Origin of the sequence: Micromonospora humi (assembly GCF_900090105.1) — a bacterium.
Classification (GTDB): domain Bacteria; phylum Actinomycetota; class Actinomycetes; order Mycobacteriales; family Micromonosporaceae; genus Micromonospora; species Micromonospora humi.
Genome location: NZ_FMDM01000012.1, coordinates 177241 through 192603 on the forward strand (window position 1 = coordinate 177241; position 15363 = coordinate 192603).

Annotated in this window: 15 protein-coding genes; 7 read left to right on the forward strand and 8 right to left on the reverse strand. The window is 73.4% G+C overall.

Annotated features, from left to right (window positions below; all coding sequences use genetic code 11):
- The first annotated feature begins 156 nt into the window (after positions 1–156).
- Positions 157–1440 (forward strand): chymotrypsin family serine protease, encoded by a 1284-nt coding sequence (locus GA0070213_RS22480; RefSeq protein ID WP_091068197.1) that lies wholly within the window; start codon positions 157–159, stop codon positions 1438–1440.
- Here the strand turns inward: GA0070213_RS22480 and GA0070213_RS22485 are convergent.
- The 3 genes from GA0070213_RS22485 to GA0070213_RS22495 all read right to left on the reverse strand — a co-directional run bounded on the left by GA0070213_RS22485 (position 1380) and on the right by GA0070213_RS22495 (position 5060).
- Positions 1380–2189 carry a DUF2306 domain-containing protein gene (locus GA0070213_RS22485; RefSeq protein WP_217628647.1) on the reverse strand — a complete coding sequence of 270 codons (810 nt, stop codon included), beginning with the start codon at positions 2187–2189 and terminating at the stop codon, positions 1380–1382. The two genes, GA0070213_RS22480 and GA0070213_RS22485, sit on opposite strands and share 61 nt — an antisense overlap.
- Before the next feature lie 123 nt (positions 2190–2312).
- Positions 2313–3266, reverse strand: coding sequence for a glycosyltransferase (locus GA0070213_RS22490; RefSeq protein WP_091068202.1), 954 nt, complete (start codon positions 3264–3266; stop codon positions 2313–2315).
- Positions 3267–3281: 15 nt separating this feature from the next.
- Positions 3282–5060, reverse strand: coding sequence for a hypothetical protein (locus GA0070213_RS22495; protein ID WP_091068207.1), 1779 nt, complete (start codon positions 5058–5060; stop codon positions 3282–3284).
- 202 nt (positions 5061–5262) lie between these two features.
- On the opposite strand from GA0070213_RS22495, the gene GA0070213_RS22500 reads away from it, so the two are divergent.
- Together GA0070213_RS22500 and GA0070213_RS22505 are read left to right on the forward strand one after the other, a co-directional pair.
- Entirely contained in the window at positions 5263–5745 is a 483-nt protein-coding gene (locus tag GA0070213_RS22500; RefSeq protein ID WP_091068212.1) for a GNAT family N-acetyltransferase, read from the forward strand.
- A gap of 164 nt (positions 5746–5909) precedes the next feature.
- On the forward strand, positions 5910–6488 hold the full coding sequence (locus GA0070213_RS22505) for a DUF3455 domain-containing protein (RefSeq protein WP_091068216.1): 579 nt from the start codon (positions 5910–5912) through the stop codon (positions 6486–6488).
- A 98-nt stretch (positions 6489–6586) separates the two neighbouring features.
- On the opposite strand, the gene GA0070213_RS22510 is transcribed toward GA0070213_RS22505, so the two are convergent.
- Entirely contained in the window at positions 6587–7321 is a 735-nt protein-coding gene (locus GA0070213_RS22510) for a hypothetical protein (RefSeq protein WP_217628648.1), read from the reverse strand.
- A gap of 173 nt (positions 7322–7494) precedes the next feature.
- On the opposite strand from GA0070213_RS22510, the gene GA0070213_RS22515 reads away from it, so the two are divergent.
- A complete protein-coding gene (locus tag GA0070213_RS22515; RefSeq protein WP_091068224.1) occupies positions 7495–8049 on the forward strand; it encodes a murein hydrolase activator EnvC family protein in 555 nt (184 codons plus the stop codon).
- A 33-nt stretch (positions 8050–8082) separates the two neighbouring features.
- Here GA0070213_RS22515 and GA0070213_RS22520 read toward each other — a convergent pair whose 3' ends face one another.
- The 4 genes from GA0070213_RS22520 to GA0070213_RS22535 all read right to left on the reverse strand — a co-directional run bounded on the left by GA0070213_RS22520 (position 8083) and on the right by GA0070213_RS22535 (position 13344).
- On the reverse strand, positions 8083–10170 hold the full coding sequence (locus tag GA0070213_RS22520; RefSeq protein WP_091068227.1) for an AfsR/SARP family transcriptional regulator: 2088 nt from the start codon (positions 10168–10170) through the stop codon (positions 8083–8085).
- A 106-nt stretch (positions 10171–10276) separates the two neighbouring features.
- The gene (locus GA0070213_RS22525) at positions 10277–10696 is read right to left on the reverse strand and encodes a PPOX class F420-dependent oxidoreductase (RefSeq protein ID WP_091068232.1); all 420 of its coding nucleotides are present in this window, start codon (positions 10694–10696) and stop codon (positions 10277–10279) included.
- Between the two features lie 110 nt (positions 10697–10806).
- Complete coding sequence (locus GA0070213_RS22530) at positions 10807–12111, reverse strand: CE1 family esterase (protein ID WP_245716509.1); 1305 nt, start codon at positions 12109–12111, stop codon at positions 10807–10809.
- A 426-nt stretch (positions 12112–12537) separates the two neighbouring features.
- Positions 12538–13344, reverse strand: coding sequence for an SDR family NAD(P)-dependent oxidoreductase (locus GA0070213_RS22535; protein WP_091068240.1), 807 nt, complete (start codon positions 13342–13344; stop codon positions 12538–12540).
- A 72-nt stretch (positions 13345–13416) separates the two neighbouring features.
- Here GA0070213_RS22535 and GA0070213_RS22540 point away from each other — a divergent pair, with 72 nt between their 5' ends.
- The 3 genes from GA0070213_RS22540 (at position 13417) to GA0070213_RS22550 (ending at position 15334) form a co-directional block, all read left to right on the forward strand.
- A complete protein-coding gene (locus GA0070213_RS22540; RefSeq protein ID WP_245716510.1) occupies positions 13417–13824 on the forward strand; it encodes a winged helix-turn-helix transcriptional regulator in 408 nt (135 codons plus the stop codon).
- Positions 13825–13865: 41 nt separating this feature from the next.
- Positions 13866–14363: a YcxB family protein gene (locus GA0070213_RS22545; protein WP_091068246.1), complete on the forward strand. Its 498-nt coding sequence runs from the start codon at positions 13866–13868 to the stop codon at positions 14361–14363.
- A gap of 104 nt (positions 14364–14467) precedes the next feature.
- Positions 14468–15334, forward strand: coding sequence for an aldo/keto reductase family oxidoreductase (locus GA0070213_RS22550; RefSeq protein WP_091068250.1), 867 nt, complete (start codon positions 14468–14470; stop codon positions 15332–15334).
- Positions 15335–15363: the final 29 nt, after the last annotated feature.

A 15363-nucleotide genomic window follows, 5' to 3' on the forward strand; every position in this document is an offset into this window, starting at 1 on the left:
CTCCGACAGTTCCACTCCGGACGGACGCGAGGCGGCCGACCGTGTCCGGCCGTGTCCAGCCGGGTCCAGGATGCGCCGCGGACGACCGACGGTCCGTGCCACCGTCCCGGGGCGGGCTCGGCCCGTGCCATGCCACCTGGGGAAAGGGAGCACCTGATGAGTCACCCACAACGGACCGCGCGACGGGCCGGCGGACTGCTGCGGCGCGCCGCCGTCGCGGCGGTCGGCCTGACGCTGCTCGCGACCGGCGTGTCCACCGCGCCGGCCACCGCGGCCGCGCCGGCCGGCAAGGCGCCCACCACCGGGTCGTTCGTCGCCGGCACCCCGGCGCCGGCCGGCTTCGCGTCCTGGGCGGAGCTGTTCACGGTGCAGCAGCGGATGAACACGGCCGCCGCGCGGATCGAACGGGCGGCGCGACGCGGACCGGACTCCGGCTTCGCGGGCGTCGTCGCCGACCCCACCACGCGCCAGTTGCAGGTCTACTGGAAGGGTGCCGCGCCGGCCGGCCTGCTGGCCGCCGCCCGCAGCGTCGTACCGACCCGGGTGCTGCCCGCCGCGTACTCGCAGCGGGAGCTGGCGGTGGCCGCGGCCCGGTTGCGCGCCGCGGCCGGCGACGAGGTCACCACGGTCGGGCCGCGCGCCGACGGCGCCGGCCTGCTCGTCGGTACGCAGCACGGGCTGCTCGGCGCGACGAGCCTCGCCGGCGTCCCGGTGACCGTGCAGACCGGTGTCGCCGCCGCGCCCGCCACCCGGTGGGACGACTCGCCGCCGTGGTGGGGCGGCGCCGCCTGGCGCAACGCCACCACCGGCGGCGGTTGCTCCACCGGCTTCGGGGTCTACCAGGGTGGCGTGTCGCGGGTGCTCTCCGCCGCGCACTGCGGCAACCTCAACAACGTCGCCACCGACCCGACCGGGCAGACGATCGGCATCGTCGGCACCCGCAACGTCGGCACCGACACGCTGCTCCTCGCGGGCAGCGGAGGCGGCCGGGTCTTCAACAACACCACCGACGCGGCCGGCGCGGTGACCAGCGAGTTCAGCAACCAGGTGATCGGCGCGCTCGCGAGTCAGGTCGGCAACTTCGTGTGCACCTCCGGCGCCTACTCCGGCACCCGCTGCTCGATCCAGGTCAAGGCCCGCGACCTGTGCATCAACATCCGCAACTTCGGCACCGTCTGCGGCCAGGTCCAGGCGGAGAGCACCACCCGCACCAACGCGGTCGGCCAGGGCGACAGCGGCGGCCCGGTGGAGATCGTGAACGGGGCGAACACCACCCAGGTGTACGCCACCGGCACCAACTCCGCGATCGACGACACCAACACCGCGACGACCTGCACCGGGTACGTCCCCACCGGCCGGGTCTGCGCCTGGCGGATGTACTACGAGGACATCTTCTCCGGCCTGGCCGGCGTCGGCGCCTCGGGGGTGGTGCTGGGCTGAGCGTCCGCCTCCGATCCGGTCGGCGGGCCGGTACGCGATCGGCGTACCGGCCCGCTCCGGCGGCGTACGGCGCCGCGCTCCAGCCACCACTCGGCGACCAGCAGGTTGACCACCCAGCTCGTCCAGACGCTGGCGCCGGCCGCGGCCCGGATCATCGCGTCCTGGTCGCCGCCGTAGGTCGTGTCGACCTGGGGGAGCAGCAGGACGACGAAGAGGACGACCCAGAGCCGGTTCAGCACGATCGACAGCGTCAACGCGAAGCTGCGCACCATCCACCGGCGATGCTCGGCGAACCGGCGTCGCCGCGCCGTCCGGTAGCCGGCGACCGCGGTGGCCAGCCAGAGGACCGCCAGCACGGTGTTGCCGACCTGGGAGACGAAGCCGGTGCTGCTCAGCGGCGCGACGCCCAGCACGGCGACGCCCGCCGGGAAGACCCCGCCGAAGAGGTACGCCCGGCCCGTCCAGCGGTGGGCGGCCGGCCAGCGGCGGCGGAACCACGGCCACACCTGGAAGCACCCGGCCAGCAGCGCCACCGAGCCGAACACGATGTGCGCCACCAGCAGCGGGTAGTACTGCGGGTGCGCCTCCTGGGCCGGCAGCCGGGACCGGCTCGGGTCCAGCGTCAGGTAGGGCGGCAGCGCGTATCCGACGAACGCGACCGCGAGCAGCAGCAGCGGCACCATCCAGCGCAGCTGCCGGGTCCGCCGCCGGGCCGGCGCGGACGGTGGACTGTCGAGTTGCGTCGGCATGCCGCCTCCTGCGTCAGGCGTGAAGCTGATGCGGAAACGATGCGCCGTCCGGGCCGCCGGGTCAGCGGTGCTGCCTCCCGCGTACCCGTGGTGCTGGCACCACCACGCGCCCGACCGCCGGGGTCAGCCCTCGTCGGCCTCGGCGACCAGGCGCTCCGTCTCCCGCACCAGATAGTGCGGCCGGCGCTTGGTCTCGTAGTAGATCCGGCCGATGTACTCGCCGATCACTCCCAGGAGCATCATCTGGATGCCGCCGAGCCCGATCACGCTGACGATGATCGTGGTGTAGCCGGGAACGTCGATTCCCTTCTCCACCGCGTCCGCGACCACCCAGGCCATGTAGGCCACCGCGATGAGGGTGAGGAACAGGCCGCCGTAGATCGCCAGCCGCAGCGGCCGGTTGTTGAACGACAGCAGGCCGTCGAACGCGTAGTTGAACAGCTTGCCGAACGACCAGCGGCTCCGCCCCGCCTGGCGGAGTTCGTTGTGGTGGGCCACCACCGCGGTCCGGAAGCCGATCCAGGAGAACAGCCCCTTGGAGAACCTGTTGTATTCCGGCATGGCCAGGATCGCGTCCACCGCGAGCCGCGACAGCAGCCGGAAGTCACCGGCCCCGTCCAGCAGGCGCACGTCGATCCACCAGTTGATGGCCCGGTAGAAGGAGCGTGAGGCCATCTTCCGGACGAACCGGTCGCCGCGCCGGTCCCGCCGGGCGATCACCTGATCGAAGCCCTGCCGGTAGAGCGTCACCATCTCCGGCAGGAGCCGCGGCGGGTGCTGCAGGTCGGCGTCCATGATGACGACCGCGTCACCGGTCGCCCGGCGCAGGCCGGCGAGCATCGCCGCCTCCTTGCCGAAGTTGCGGCTCAACGCCAGGTAGCAGACACCCGGGTCGGCGGCGGCGAGGCGGCGCAGCACCGCGAGCGTGCCGTCCTCGCTGCCGTCGTCGACGTACACCACCTCGACGTCCACGTCGGGCAGCGCGGCGAGCGCGGTGCGTACGGTCTCGTGCAACCGCTCGACCGACGCCTCCTCGTTGAAGCAGGGCACCACCACGGACAGCCGCACCGTCGTCACCTCGCCCGGCCGAGGTCAGAGGTGGTAGACCAGCGCGCCATCGCGTTCCTCCCGGGTGATGCCCAGCCCGTCGACGGGCCGTGCCTCGATGCCTTCCCACGGCGTTCCCGCGGCGCGGCTCGGGACGGCCACGACCGACCGCACGCCGATCTCGCGCAGGTATGCCACGCTGCCCAGGTCGGGGAAGGACGCGATCGCCGCCCGGGTGCGCGCCTGGCTGGCCGGCTCGAATCCGCCGAGCCCGTTGGTCACCCGGGGGAACCCGTCGGTCGTCCACAGCATGTACGTCAGGTCGCCGACGCCACCGGCGGGCAGCACCAGGATCGGATCCGGCGCGGCCCGCAGCGCCGCCGGGGGCCGGGGCACGGCCGGGTGCGGGGTCCGGTTGACGCCCTCCACGGTGACCAGGGCCAGCGGCACCAGCAGGACCAGCGACGTGAGGATCCGGGCCCGGCGGCGGTTCGAGGGCCGGCCCGACGACTCGGCCAGCGCCGTCACCAGCCCGGCGGCCAGCATCGCGAGCAGCAGGCTGGTCCAGTGCATCAGCCGGCCCGGCGTGCGCAGCGCGTCCCAGCCGGGCAGGTGCGTGGACAACGTCAGGTAGCCCGGATCGCCGTCCCCGCCGAGCGTGGCGCCCAGGCCCAGCAGCACCGTGCCGAGCACGCCCAGCCCCAGCGCGACCCGGCGCCGAGGCGGGTACGCCGAGACGAAGAGCCCGGCCGCGGCCAGCCCGAGCAGCGTCATCCCCGGCAACAACGCCATCTCCGGCGGCCAGCTCAACTGCTCGCGCGCCGCGGCGTGCCGTTCGCCCCACACCCACGAGTCGGCCGGGGCGGTGAGGAACCCCATCAGCGGCGGGGAGAACATCTTCGTCCAGTCCAGCGTCCGTTGCGCCTGCGGGTTGAGGTCGACCACGCGCAGGTAGACCAGGCCGAGCAGCACCGTCACCGCGCCGAACGCGGCGCCACCGGCCAGGTCGGCGAGCAGCAGCCGCCGGTCGAACGGCGGGCGCACCCGCCGGCGCCACCACGACCAGCCGTAGCAGCCGGCCGCCACCAGCACGGCGGCCAGCAGGAAGTAGACCAGTGGCAGCCCGATGCCGAAACCGAGGCTCACCTGCCAGGCGGCGGTCAGCCACCCGGCCAGGGCCCACCCGGGCCGTCGTCGCTCCGGCCGGTAGCCGTGCCGCAGCGACCAGCCGTGGCCGCGGGCCAGCATCGCCAGCGCCAGCGCGATCCCCCCGCTGGACAGGATGTTCAGGTGGCCGGCGTGCGCCAGCCGCCACGGCGCGTACGCCCAGGCGATGCCGGCGACCGCCCCGCCCCACCGGTTCGCCCCGAGTTGCCGGGCCAGCGCGTACGCCCCGAGGAACGCCAGCGCGTGCAGGAGCACGTACAGCACGTTGTAGCGGACCACGGCCGCCTCGAAGCCCGAGCCGAGCATCCCGATCGGCGCGTATCCGAGCAGCGTGTCGCTGTAGGCGTACGTGTACCTCTCGGGATAGAACGTGTTCGAGTGCCAGAGGCCGAGCGGGTTGCTGAGCAGGGCGTGCCCCGACCACGCGACCTGCCAGGCCTGCAACGTCGGGTCGCCCAGGTCGCCGGGGATCGTGGTCGCCGGGTGGCGCAGCGTCGGCCAGGTCAACCCGACCGCCAGCAGCAGGCTGGCCAGGGTCGCGAGGATCCATTCCAGGCGGGGTCGCCGGCTCCGCCCGACCGGGGGCGGATCACCGGACGTCTGGTCGGGGCTCGCGCTCTCGGCAGGGGGGCGAGCGCCGACGGACCGGGCATCCATGAGATAGATGTTGTCCGATGTGGATCGCGATGTCGATCGACTGCCCGAGATGTGGATCGAATGGGCTAGGGTCACCGACCATGCAGTGCTTCGCCGCCGGGCGCACCCGCTTCTGAGGGACGGCTCGATCCGAGCCGTGAGTCGCCCGACCTGTCGATCAGGTCGGGTCGTTCGACATGTCCTTCAGACGAGAGGCACCGACATGAACCTGCGCCCGTTCCGGTCGTCCGACCGGGAACCACTGCTCGCACTGACCATCGCCACCTTCGGGCCGTTCTACGAGGAGTCGTTCCGGTCGATCGTGGGCGACGCGATCATGGCCAACCAGCACGGCGCCTGGCGCGCGGACTACCGTGACATGTGGCGGGGGCTGCACGACCCGCGCAACCACAGGCACGTCGTCGTCGCCGAGGACGGCGACGCGCTCCTCGGATTCGCCGCGTGGCGGACGGACCCCGACAGACGCAGCGGCGAGATCGACATCATCGCCGTGGCGGTGGCCCGACGCCGGCGCCATGTCGGCACGGCGCTCTGCGCGCACGCCTTCGCCGCGATGCGGCAGGCGGGTGCCGAGGTGGTCTCGATCGGCACCGGCGGTGACCCGTTCCACGAACCCGCCAGGGCGTTCTACGACCGTCTCGGCATGACCGCCCTGCCCCTGGTCCGCTACTACAGATCGCTCTGACGGCGCACACCGGTCGGCCGTCGGGGACGACCGGCCGGTGTCCCACATGTCGGTAGGGGCGGCGGGGCGACCGGCAGGAACCGGGTGATGTCGATCGTTGTCCGGGAGGAGTCCGTGAAGGACTGCGGAGGCGCGAGCGCGCCTGCCCGAAACGGAGGAATCGCATGCTCAGTACGTCTCGCTCCCGGATCCGGGCGCTCGCCGCCGTCGGCATGGCCGGCGTCCTGGCGGCGATCGGTGGGGTGACCTTCCCGGCGTCCGCGACCGAGGTCGCCGTGCCGGCCGCCGTGGGCGCCGACGCCCGTCGGGTCGCGATCCCCGGCATCGCCCCGGCGATCCGGCCACCGGCCGGATCCCGTCCGGTCGGCGCGTCCGTCGTCACGAGCGGAACGCAGACCTACACGTGCGCCGGTGGGGTGTTCACCGGCGGGTCCGTGCCGGAGGCCCGGCTGATCGGCACCGGCGGCCGGGTGCACCACTTCAAGGGCCCGAGCTGGCAGTCCGAGCGCGACAACTCGCTGATCACGGCGAAGAAGACCGCGGAGTCCCCGCGCGCGGGGACGATCCCGGAGCTGCTGCTGACGGTGGACACCCACACCGGCGCCGGCACGTTCGCCGACGTCGCGTACGTCAACCGGCTGCTGACCAACGGCGGTGTCGCCCCGACCGGTCCCTGCACCGACGGCGCGACGGCAGCCGTGCCGTACGGCGCGGTCTACGTCTTCTGGGCTGCGCAGAGGTAGCGGCCTCGCCCCGGTGCCCGCCGGCTCCCCGGCGGGCACCGGACGGCGACCCCGGTCAGTCGCCGCTCGGCGGCGCGGTCGGCGGCACCCCCTCCGCTTCAGCCGTCGACGAGCGCGGCGAAACGTTCACCGTCTCGGAGCCGGTCGACGAGGTCGCGCACGGCCTGCCGCCCGCCGTGCGCGTCGACCCAGCGGCTCACCCGGCAGACGGCCCTGGCGTACACCTGCTCGTCCGCGCTTGCCGCGCGCAGCCACGCGTCGAGCGTCTCCGGCAGCGGTCCCGGGGCCGCGTCCCGGCAGCGGTCCGGTGCGGTGGGCGGCGCGAGGTAACGCCGGTCGTCGGCGACCAGGACCGCGAGTCCCTCGTCGAACCACTGCGGAACCTCCGCGTGCCGGGAACCGAGCCGCGCACGGAACTCGACGTGGGAGAGTTCGTGCGCGGCGATCGTCGTGGAGATGCCGCGGGGGGAGAGCATCAGCGCCCAGTCGCGGACCGCGACCCCCCGCTCGCCGCCGCCACCGATCCGCTGGTAGCAGTCGGTGGTGAGGCAGGCGAGGACCGTCGGGTCGCTCCGCCGCCCCTGGTAGAACTCGTCGACCTGCCGGTTCGCCTCGCGGTACACCTCGACGAGCCGTTGCCGGTCGGCGTCCGACAGGCCGGGCTCGGCGTAGAGCCGGCCCTGCACCGGCACCAGGCCGTAGCAGCGGGGACAGGTGGTCGCGGCGACCGAGGGGTACGCCAGAGCCACCGACGCGACAGTGGCCAGCGCCAGCACGACCAGCCCGGCCACCAGCCAGACCCGGCGTCGCCGCCGAGGGAATCGGATGCCCACTTCGCCTCCCAGCCGGCGAGGTCGGTCGCCGTGCCCATTCTGCGGTGCCGACCGGCGACCGTGCAGCCCCAGGTCAGTGCGGGGTGTAACGGCGGTGTAACCGCAGGTCTCCTAACGTCCTGTTCCGGCGGCGCGCGCCGTGACCTGCCCCGTCTACGACAGGATTTCCTCCCATGCGACGTACGTTCTTGCGCGTACTCATGATCTTCGGACTCATGGCCGGCGGGCTCGGCCTCGGCGCGGGGGCCGCGCCGACGGCGGCGCTGGCGGCCTACGGCGCGGTCAAGTGGCCGGCGACCGGGGTGATCACCGGCAAGGTGGACGACCGGTGCCCCGGCTACGACAACCACGACGGCTACGACATCGCCGGCAACTACCGGTCGGTGGTCTCCGCCGCCTACAGCGGGTCGGTCAGCTACGTCGGCTGGGACGCCGGCGGCTACGGCAACTTCGTGATCATCTCGCACGCGAGCGGATGGAGCACCCTCTACGGCCACCTCGACGGTTACGTCTCCCGGATGCGGGTGGGCGAGTACTTCAACCGTGGTGACGGGATCGGCTACATGGGCTACACCGGCGGCGTCTCGCCGCCCGGCGTCGGCGGCACGCACCTGCACTTCGAGATGCTGCGGTACGACTCGCCGCAGGTCTGGAACTCGGCCGGCAGCTGCGGCCAGAGCGTGACCCGCGGGGGTGCCGTTCCGTTCGACTTCGCCGGTCTGAACTGACCGCCGGCTGATCCACCGACGGCGGCGAGCGGGTCATCCGCTCGCCGCCGTCGCCAGTTGTCGGGCATCACCCCGGCTGCCCACGGCCAGGTAGATCCTCCGGGCACGGGCCGGGTCGCCGGTCAGTACCGCGTCCGCCGCCGACAGCCAGGGCGAATCGGCGGGAGCGTGCCGGGTGAGCGTCCGGCCGTCCACCCCGGACTCCCGCAACGCGAGCGGCAGGTCGACGCCGAAGCTGCTGGTCAGTGCCCGCCCGGCCACGCAGTCCAGCAGCTCCTCCACGACCGGGGCGACGCGTGTGCGAGGCCGGCGCAGGGCGACCGCCACCCGGAGTCGCTGCACCAGCGCGGGACCCAGCAGTGCCGCTCCGCCGTCGCGCCGGGCCACCACCTCCGCCTCGGACGAGTGGCGGTGCGCGCCGGGCAGATCGTGTCGGTGCAGGGCCAGGCGTGCCAGCACGACATGCACCTCGGAGGCCATCCGATGGTCACGATCGTCACCCCGCAGGTAGCGGTCGCCCGCCGCCCGGGCCTCGGCCCACCTGCCCCGGTGGAACGCCTCCCGCACCTGCTCGGCGACCAGCCAGGGGACGTCGGCGGTGGCCGCCGTGCCGCGCACCCGACCGAGGGCCCGCTCCCGGTAGGCCGCCGCCGCACCCAGCCGCCCCCGCCGGTCCTCGGCGTCCGCCAGCGCCACCCAGAGCACCGGCGGCACCCAGCCCACCCGATCCTGGTACGCCTGGGTGACACGGTCGAGTTCGGCCGTCACGCCCTCGTGACCGCTGCCCAGGTCGACGAGCGCCAGGTTGCCGCGAGCCCGGAGATCCAGCGGCGTCAACGACAGCTGCCGCGCCCAGCGCAGGCCGAGCCGGCCCGCGCGCCTCGCCTGCACGTCCTGGTCGCTGACCGCCAGGATTCCGCAGACGTTGACCAGGGCGGCGGCGCCGGCGGCATCCGGAGCGCGCTCGTCGAGCAGGTCGAGGACCTCGGCGGTGCGTCGCACGGCAGAACCACCCTCCCCGGGGCGGAGCCAGAGCGACCGGGCCTGCCAGGAGAGCGCCTCTGCCGCCTGGTGCCACCGGCCCGCGCGGCGGAACAGCGTCGCCGCCCGCGACAACTCGTCGAGGCCGCCACCCGTCTGGTGATAGCGGATCTCGCCGAGCCGTAGCAGTGCCTCGGCGCGCGACAGGGGATCGCCGTCCAGGTCCAGGCTCGCCGTGAAGCAGTGGGACGCCTGCCGGTAGTCGCCGCGATCGGCGATCCAGGCACCGGCGCGGTGCAACGTCAGCGACGTCGTCGTCCGGCCCCGAGGCGCCGGCGGGGCGACCCCGGCCGCCGGGTCGTCGTCGTGGTCGAGGATCCGTCGGTAGGTCCGCGTGATGACGGTGCTCGGCTCCACCCCGAGGTCGTCGACGACCCGACGGCGGAACGTCCGGTAGGCGGTGACCGCCTCGTCGTACCGGCCGGCGCGGGCGAGCGCCCGCAGGCGCAGGTCGTGGACCCACTCCGCGGTGGGCTCCCGGGCGGCCAGGACGGCCAGCTCGGGCAGCACCGACAGGTGGTCACCGAGGCGCAGGCGTACGTCCAGCGACATCCGCCGCAGCGCCTGCACCTCCTCGGACACCGGGACGAGTTCCGGCCACCGGCCCGGGTCCGACCAGACTCCCTGGCACGGCGCGCCGCGTACCAGGTCCGTCGCCCGGTCGACGAGGGCGACAGCGGTCGCGAGGTCACCGGCCGCCTCGGCCCGATGGGCGCGGTCGCGCAGCTCACGGAGATCAGCGAGGTCGGTGCCACCGGAGCCGAGGTCCAGCTGGTAGCCGTCGACGGTGTGCCGCAGGCCGGCGGCGGCGTCCGGGTGGACGGCCCGGAGCCGCGCCCGGACCCGGTGCACGAGGACCCGCAGGCCGTCCGGGTCCGGCGGGTACCGCTCGGGCCACACCCGGTGCGCGAGCGTGCGCGGGGGGACGGCGGCCGGGTACCGCAGGGCCAGGGTGGCCACGAGCGCCTGCTGCCGCCGGCCGTGCAGGGGGACGTCGGTGCCGGCGGCGCGTACCCGTAGCGGCCCGAGGACGCCGCACCACAGCCGGCGCTGCCCCTCCGGCTCGCCCTGCTCGGTCATCAGCGTCCGACTGGTCCCATCCTGCGACGGCTGCTTCCGGGTCGACCTCGACCCATCGACGTTGCTCGTCGTCGAGTCTAACCGCGCATGCCGCAGCGCCGGTGGCTCAGCCGACCTGGCTGTTGTCCTTCAGCGCGCCCCAGCCGTGCCAGCGGTCGATCTCGATCAGCGCGCTGACGCGAGCGCGCTCCCGCCGCGGGTAGGGCTTCCCGGTGTAGTGCTGGGAGAGCCGGTCGATGTCGGCCAGGTCGGTGTCGTCCCGCAGCTCGACCACGCGCCCGACGATGCTCAGGTGCGTGTACCAGCCCTGCTCGTCGAGCGCGGTGAGGGTGACCCGGGGGTCGTTGCGCAGGTGGTTCAGCCGGCGCCGCCCCTCGTCCATGTTGACCAGGATCCGGCCGTCCTCCCACAGGTACCAGGTGGCAGCGGAGACCGGCTGGCCGTCGGACCGCAGCGTGGCGATGACGGCGGGGTTGGGCTTGCGCAGCATGGCAACGGCCGGCTCGGGCAGCGGCGGCTTCGACATGGTTCTCCTCTTCGCGACGGCACTGTCTCCGCACTGTACGTATCGGCGGTGCCGCACGCAGGGGAACCGTGGGCCCGGAGCCGTCCGGCTCCGGGCCCACGGGTCGCACGTCAGGAACTGATGCAGGTGATGTTGCCGGGCGCGGTGGCGCCGTTGCCGGTGGCGGTGAACCCGAACGTGGTCGAGGCGTTCGGGGCCAACGTGCCGTTGTAGGGGGCGTTCTGCACCGAGACGGTGCCGGTGGTGCCGGTGTTGACGCCGCTCCAGAGGCTGCTGATGGCCTGCCCGGAGGCGAGCGTCAGGCGTACGTTCCAGCCGTTGACGGTGGCGGTGGTGTTGTTGGCGACGGTGACCTCACCCTGGAAGCCGCCCGGCCAGGTGTTGACGGTGCGGTAGGCCGCCGCGCAGCCGGTGGCCGGGGGAGTCGTCGGCGGCGTGGTGGTGGGCGGGGTCGAGGTGGGCGGCGTGCTGGTGGGCGGCGTGCTGGTGGGCGGGGTGGTGGTGGGCGGCGTGGTCGACTCGAACTGGCTGAAGAACCGCCAGATCTCGCCCGAGGTCCAGGTCCGGGAGTCGTTCGGGGTGCCCGAGCCGTCGACCGGGCTGGGGGTGTGGTCGCCGTCGAACGCGGCCCACTGCACCGGGTAGCCGGACCGGCAGCCGGAGTAGACGGTGGTGATGTGGCTGAAGCTGTTCAGGGCCGGCTCGCGCGGGCTCTGGGCGGTGCAGCCGTTGTTCCGGACGAACGTGTCGCGCAGCGACCGGCCCATCGAGATGTTCAGGACGCTGTCGTGGGTGCCGTGGATGCCGAAGTAGGGCACGGGCTGGGTGCCGCCGTTGCAGCCGCTGAGGTTGGCGCCGGAGAGCACGGCGACCGCGCGGATGACGCTGGAGCGGGCGCAGGCGACCGCGTAGCTCATCGCACCGCCGTAGCTCCAGCCGAGCGCGAAGCGCTGGGTGGTGTCGACGCAGAGGTCGTTCTCGACCTGCCGGGAGATGTCGTCGAAGAGGGTCAGGTCCCGGCCGTTGGTGTTGGCCCAGCCGTTGTCGATGCCCTGCGGCGCGACGAAGATCGTGCTGTTGTTCGACAGCGGCAGCAGCCCGTAGTAGCCGGCCGAGGCGACGTTGTTCGCGGAGCCGTTCAGCCAGTGGAAGCCGAAGACCAGGCGGTAGGGGCGGTTCCGGTCGTAGCCGTCCGGGATGCGCAGGATGTAGCTGCGGTTCTGGCCGCCGCTGGAGATGGTGCGGGTGCCGTTGCTGAGCGTGGGGGCCTTGCCGCAGCCGGCGGTGGCGGCGAGCGTGCCGTTCGTCGCGGCCTCCGCCGCGCCGCCGAGGCCGCCGCTCAGCACGCCGCCGACGGCCGTCGTGACGATCAGGGCCGCGGCGGCGAGGGTGGAGAGTAGCTGGGTACGTTTCACTGTTGCGTGCCTCCTTGCCAGTGGTGGTGGTCCGGTGCCGGTGGTGCGCGTGCGGGTTCGCCCGTGGTGAGGCGTGGGGAAGCGGGGCCGGCGAGGAGCGGGGTCCTCCGGCGGTGGTCTGCGGTCGGGGGGCATCGGCGCGGCGGCCCGGACTGGTCGCCGGTCGGCGGGAGGGTGTGCCCTCGTCGGCGCCGTGCCGGTGACCGGGAGCGTGCCCTTCGCCCCCGTGCCGAAAGATAGCAGTTTATCGATAACAGGTTCAACCGCTCTTGTTGCGGAACACGTGCTCCCGGTCGGTCGTTCCGACGGTGAGTCGGTGTGGACCGCTAGCTTCTGAGCTGCGCACACAGCGATGGCCGACCACCGAAACTCTCGGACCGACATCCGGAAAATTCCGACGCCGGACCGGTCTGCCGGTGGTGAGCGTTAACAGTCGTGGTGTGTGAGCAGCCGTTCCGTGAGGTCCGCCAGGCGGTCCGCGTCGCGTGGGTCGAGCGTCGGAAAGCTGAGCGGAAGCCGCCGGCCGCGGTCCACGGCGGTCAGCGGCGCGTCGGGTGGCGCGTCCACGAACCCGTGGATCGGGGACACCGCCGCCGCGACGGGGCGGGCCACCAGCGAGGCCGCCGCCAACAGCCCGCGAACGACGAACGGCAGCGGGCTGCGGTCGCCGCTCCTGGTGAAGCCGGGATGGTAGAGCACGTACCGCGCGCGGCTTCCCGACCGCCTGGCGAAGCCCACGCCGAGCAGGTCGTTGGCGCGACCGGCCTGGAGCTGGGCGGTGACCGCCGAATACCCGGACTCCAGTTGCGGGTCCGCCCAGCGCACCCCGCCCCGGGTGACGCCGACGCCCGCGACGTTCACGATCACCGGGGCGGCCGCCCGGTCGAGCGCCGGCCGTAGGCCGAGACCGAGCAGGTAGCGGCTGAGGTAGTAGAGCGCGAAGGTGCGCTCCAGGCCCTCGGCGGTGACGATCCGGCGTGGCGCCACCGCGTTGGCGAACAGCGTCAGCGCATCCACGACCGGGTGCTCCGCGAGGATGCGCTCGACGACCTGCCGGGTCTCGCGCACGCTGGACAGGTCGACGGGAAGGAAGTCGATGGAGGCGCCCCCCAGTGCGGCACCGCGCGCGTGGTCCCGGCCGAGCACCAGGACCCGGTCACCGCGTTCGGCGCGTCCGAGGGCGAACGCCCGTCCCATGCCGTTGGTGCCGCCGCTGACCACCACGAGCCCCATTCCGCCTCCACTACCGTTTCGGTCAACCATGCTCATCCTGGGCAGGCGTCGGCGGCGGCGAAAGAAGGCACTTTGACGGACACAGCGAACACCGGTGTGCGTGCCCGACTCGACGACCACCGGCTGCCGGACCCGGTGCCGGCCGGCGAGTACGAGGGTTGCCCGGTCACCGGCGTGCTCCGACGGGTCGGTGACAAGTGGGCGCTGCTGCTGGTCACCCTGCTCGGGCAGCGGCCGTACCGGTTCAACGAGTTGCACCGGGCGGTCGACGGCATCAGCCAGCGGATGCTCACCCGGACGTTGCGCACGCTGGAGAGCGACGGCCTGGTCGACCGGGAGGTGCTCCCGACGTCGCCGCCGAGCGTCGAGTACCGGCTGACGCCCCTGGGCGTCAGCCTCTTGGAGCCGCTCGCCGTGCTGGCCGGCTGGGCGCTCGACCACCACGCCGAGATCGTCGCGGCACGCCGGCGACCTGTCTGACTCGCCTCGGCCGTGCCGTCGCTCGGCGCTATCGTTCGGGCGTGCACATCCGTTTCGACGTCCCGGCCGATCCCGCCTACCCGGCCCGCGTGGCCGCCGCGCTCAGCCGCGTCCGGCTGCGCCGCTTCGGATACGTCGGCGCCGCGCTGGCGGCCGTCGGGGCCGTCGGTCTCGCCGTCTCGTCGGCGCTCGCGTCCGACGACCGGTTCTCGTCGCTGTGGACCGCGCTGCTCGTGGGGGGCCTGCTGTCCATGCTCTACGCGCCGTGGGTGCGGTGGCGCGCCCGGCGACGCTCCGGTGGCTACGCCGTCGAGGGTGGCTACGACATCACCGACGACAACATCATGATGCGCAGCGGCTCGGAGTCCGGCGGCATCGCCTGGGAAGGCGTCACCAGGGTGACGGACGACCCGGAGTTCTGGATCGTCCACGTCGGCCGGATGCCGGCGACCGTGATCCCCCGCCGGTTGATGTCCGACGCCGACGCCGAGACGTTGCGGGCCTTCATGACCGAGCGCGGCCTGCTCCGGCGTCGGTGAGACGGGCCGCCTCGATCCAGGGATCGGTGGGCCCTGGTTACGCCGACCGATCACGGGCACCGTGAGGGGTGCCCGCCGGAGACTCCGGCGTGCGGAAGGGAACCATGACCGGCGACAAGCTTCCCGGCGGCACCTACCGGGTCGGCGACCTCACCCTGACCCGGATGGGTTACGGCGCCATGCAACTGGCCGGTCCGGGCGTGTTCGGCCCGCCCCGGGACCGCGACGCCGCCGTGGCGGTGCTGCGGACGGCGGTCGAGCTGGGCGTCCGGCACATCGACACGGCGGACTTCTACGGCCCGCACGTCACCAACGAGATCATCCGCGAGGCGCTCGCCCCCTACCCGGACGACCTGCACATCGTGACCAAGGTCGGCAACCGCCGCGACGAGCGGGGCGGATGGCCGCCCGCCCGCACGCCGGCCGAGCTGACCGAGCAGGTGCACGACAACCTGGGTCGCCTCGGCGTCGCGGCGCTCGACGTGGTGAACCTGCGCGTCGGCGGCTTCGACACCCCGGAGCCCGGCTCGATCGCCGAGCCGTTCGGTGCGCTCGCGGACCTGCGCGAGCAGGGGCTGATCCGGCACCTGGGGCTGAGCACTGTCACCGCGGACCAGCTCGCCGAGGCCCGGTCGATCGCCCCGGTGGTGTGCGTGCAGAACCTCTACAACCTGGCCAACCGCGCCGACGACGAGCTGGTCGACGGCACCGCCCGGCAGGGGATCGCGTTCGTGCCGTACTTCCCGCTCGGCGGCTTCTCGCCGTTGCAGTCCGACATCCTGGACCGGGTCGCGAAGCGACTGGAGGCGACGCCGATGGCCGTCGCGCTGGCCTGGCTGCTGCACCGCTCGCCGAACATCCTGCTCATCCCCGGCACGTCCTCGGTCGCGCACCTGCGCGAGAACATCGCCGGGGCGGCCCTGGACCTGCCCGCCGACGCGCTCGCCGAGCTGGACGCGATCGGCGGGTGACCCGGTCACGGTCGACGTGGTCGGGCGCG

Excerpts from the sequence above, each read along its gene's own strand:
- GA0070213_RS22480 (WP_091068197.1), top strand. The coding sequence starts at position 157 with ATGAGTCACCCACAACGGACCGCGCGACGGGCCGGCGGACTGCTGCGG.
- GA0070213_RS22485 (WP_217628647.1), bottom strand. The coding sequence starts at position 2,189 with ATGCCGACGCAACTCGACAGTCCACCGTCCGCGCCGGCCCGGCGGCGG.
- GA0070213_RS22495 (WP_091068207.1), bottom strand. The coding sequence starts at position 5,060 with ATGGATGCCCGGTCCGTCGGCGCTCGCCCCCCTGCCGAGAGCGCGAGC.
- GA0070213_RS22500 (WP_091068212.1), top strand. The coding sequence starts at position 5,263 with ATGAACCTGCGCCCGTTCCGGTCGTCCGACCGGGAACCACTGCTCGCA.
- GA0070213_RS22505 (WP_091068216.1), top strand. The coding sequence starts at position 5,910 with ATGCTCAGTACGTCTCGCTCCCGGATCCGGGCGCTCGCCGCCGTCGGC.
- GA0070213_RS22515 (WP_091068224.1), top strand. The coding sequence starts at position 7,495 with ATGCGACGTACGTTCTTGCGCGTACTCATGATCTTCGGACTCATGGCC.
- GA0070213_RS22520 (WP_091068227.1), bottom strand. The coding sequence starts at position 10,170 with ATGACCGAGCAGGGCGAGCCGGAGGGGCAGCGCCGGCTGTGGTGCGGC.
- GA0070213_RS22525 (WP_091068232.1), bottom strand. The coding sequence starts at position 10,696 with ATGTCGAAGCCGCCGCTGCCCGAGCCGGCCGTTGCCATGCTGCGCAAG.
- GA0070213_RS22535 (WP_091068240.1), bottom strand. The coding sequence starts at position 13,344 with ATGGGGCTCGTGGTGGTCAGCGGCGGCACCAACGGCATGGGACGGGCG.
- GA0070213_RS22550 (WP_091068250.1), top strand. The coding sequence starts at position 14,468 with ATGACCGGCGACAAGCTTCCCGGCGGCACCTACCGGGTCGGCGACCTC.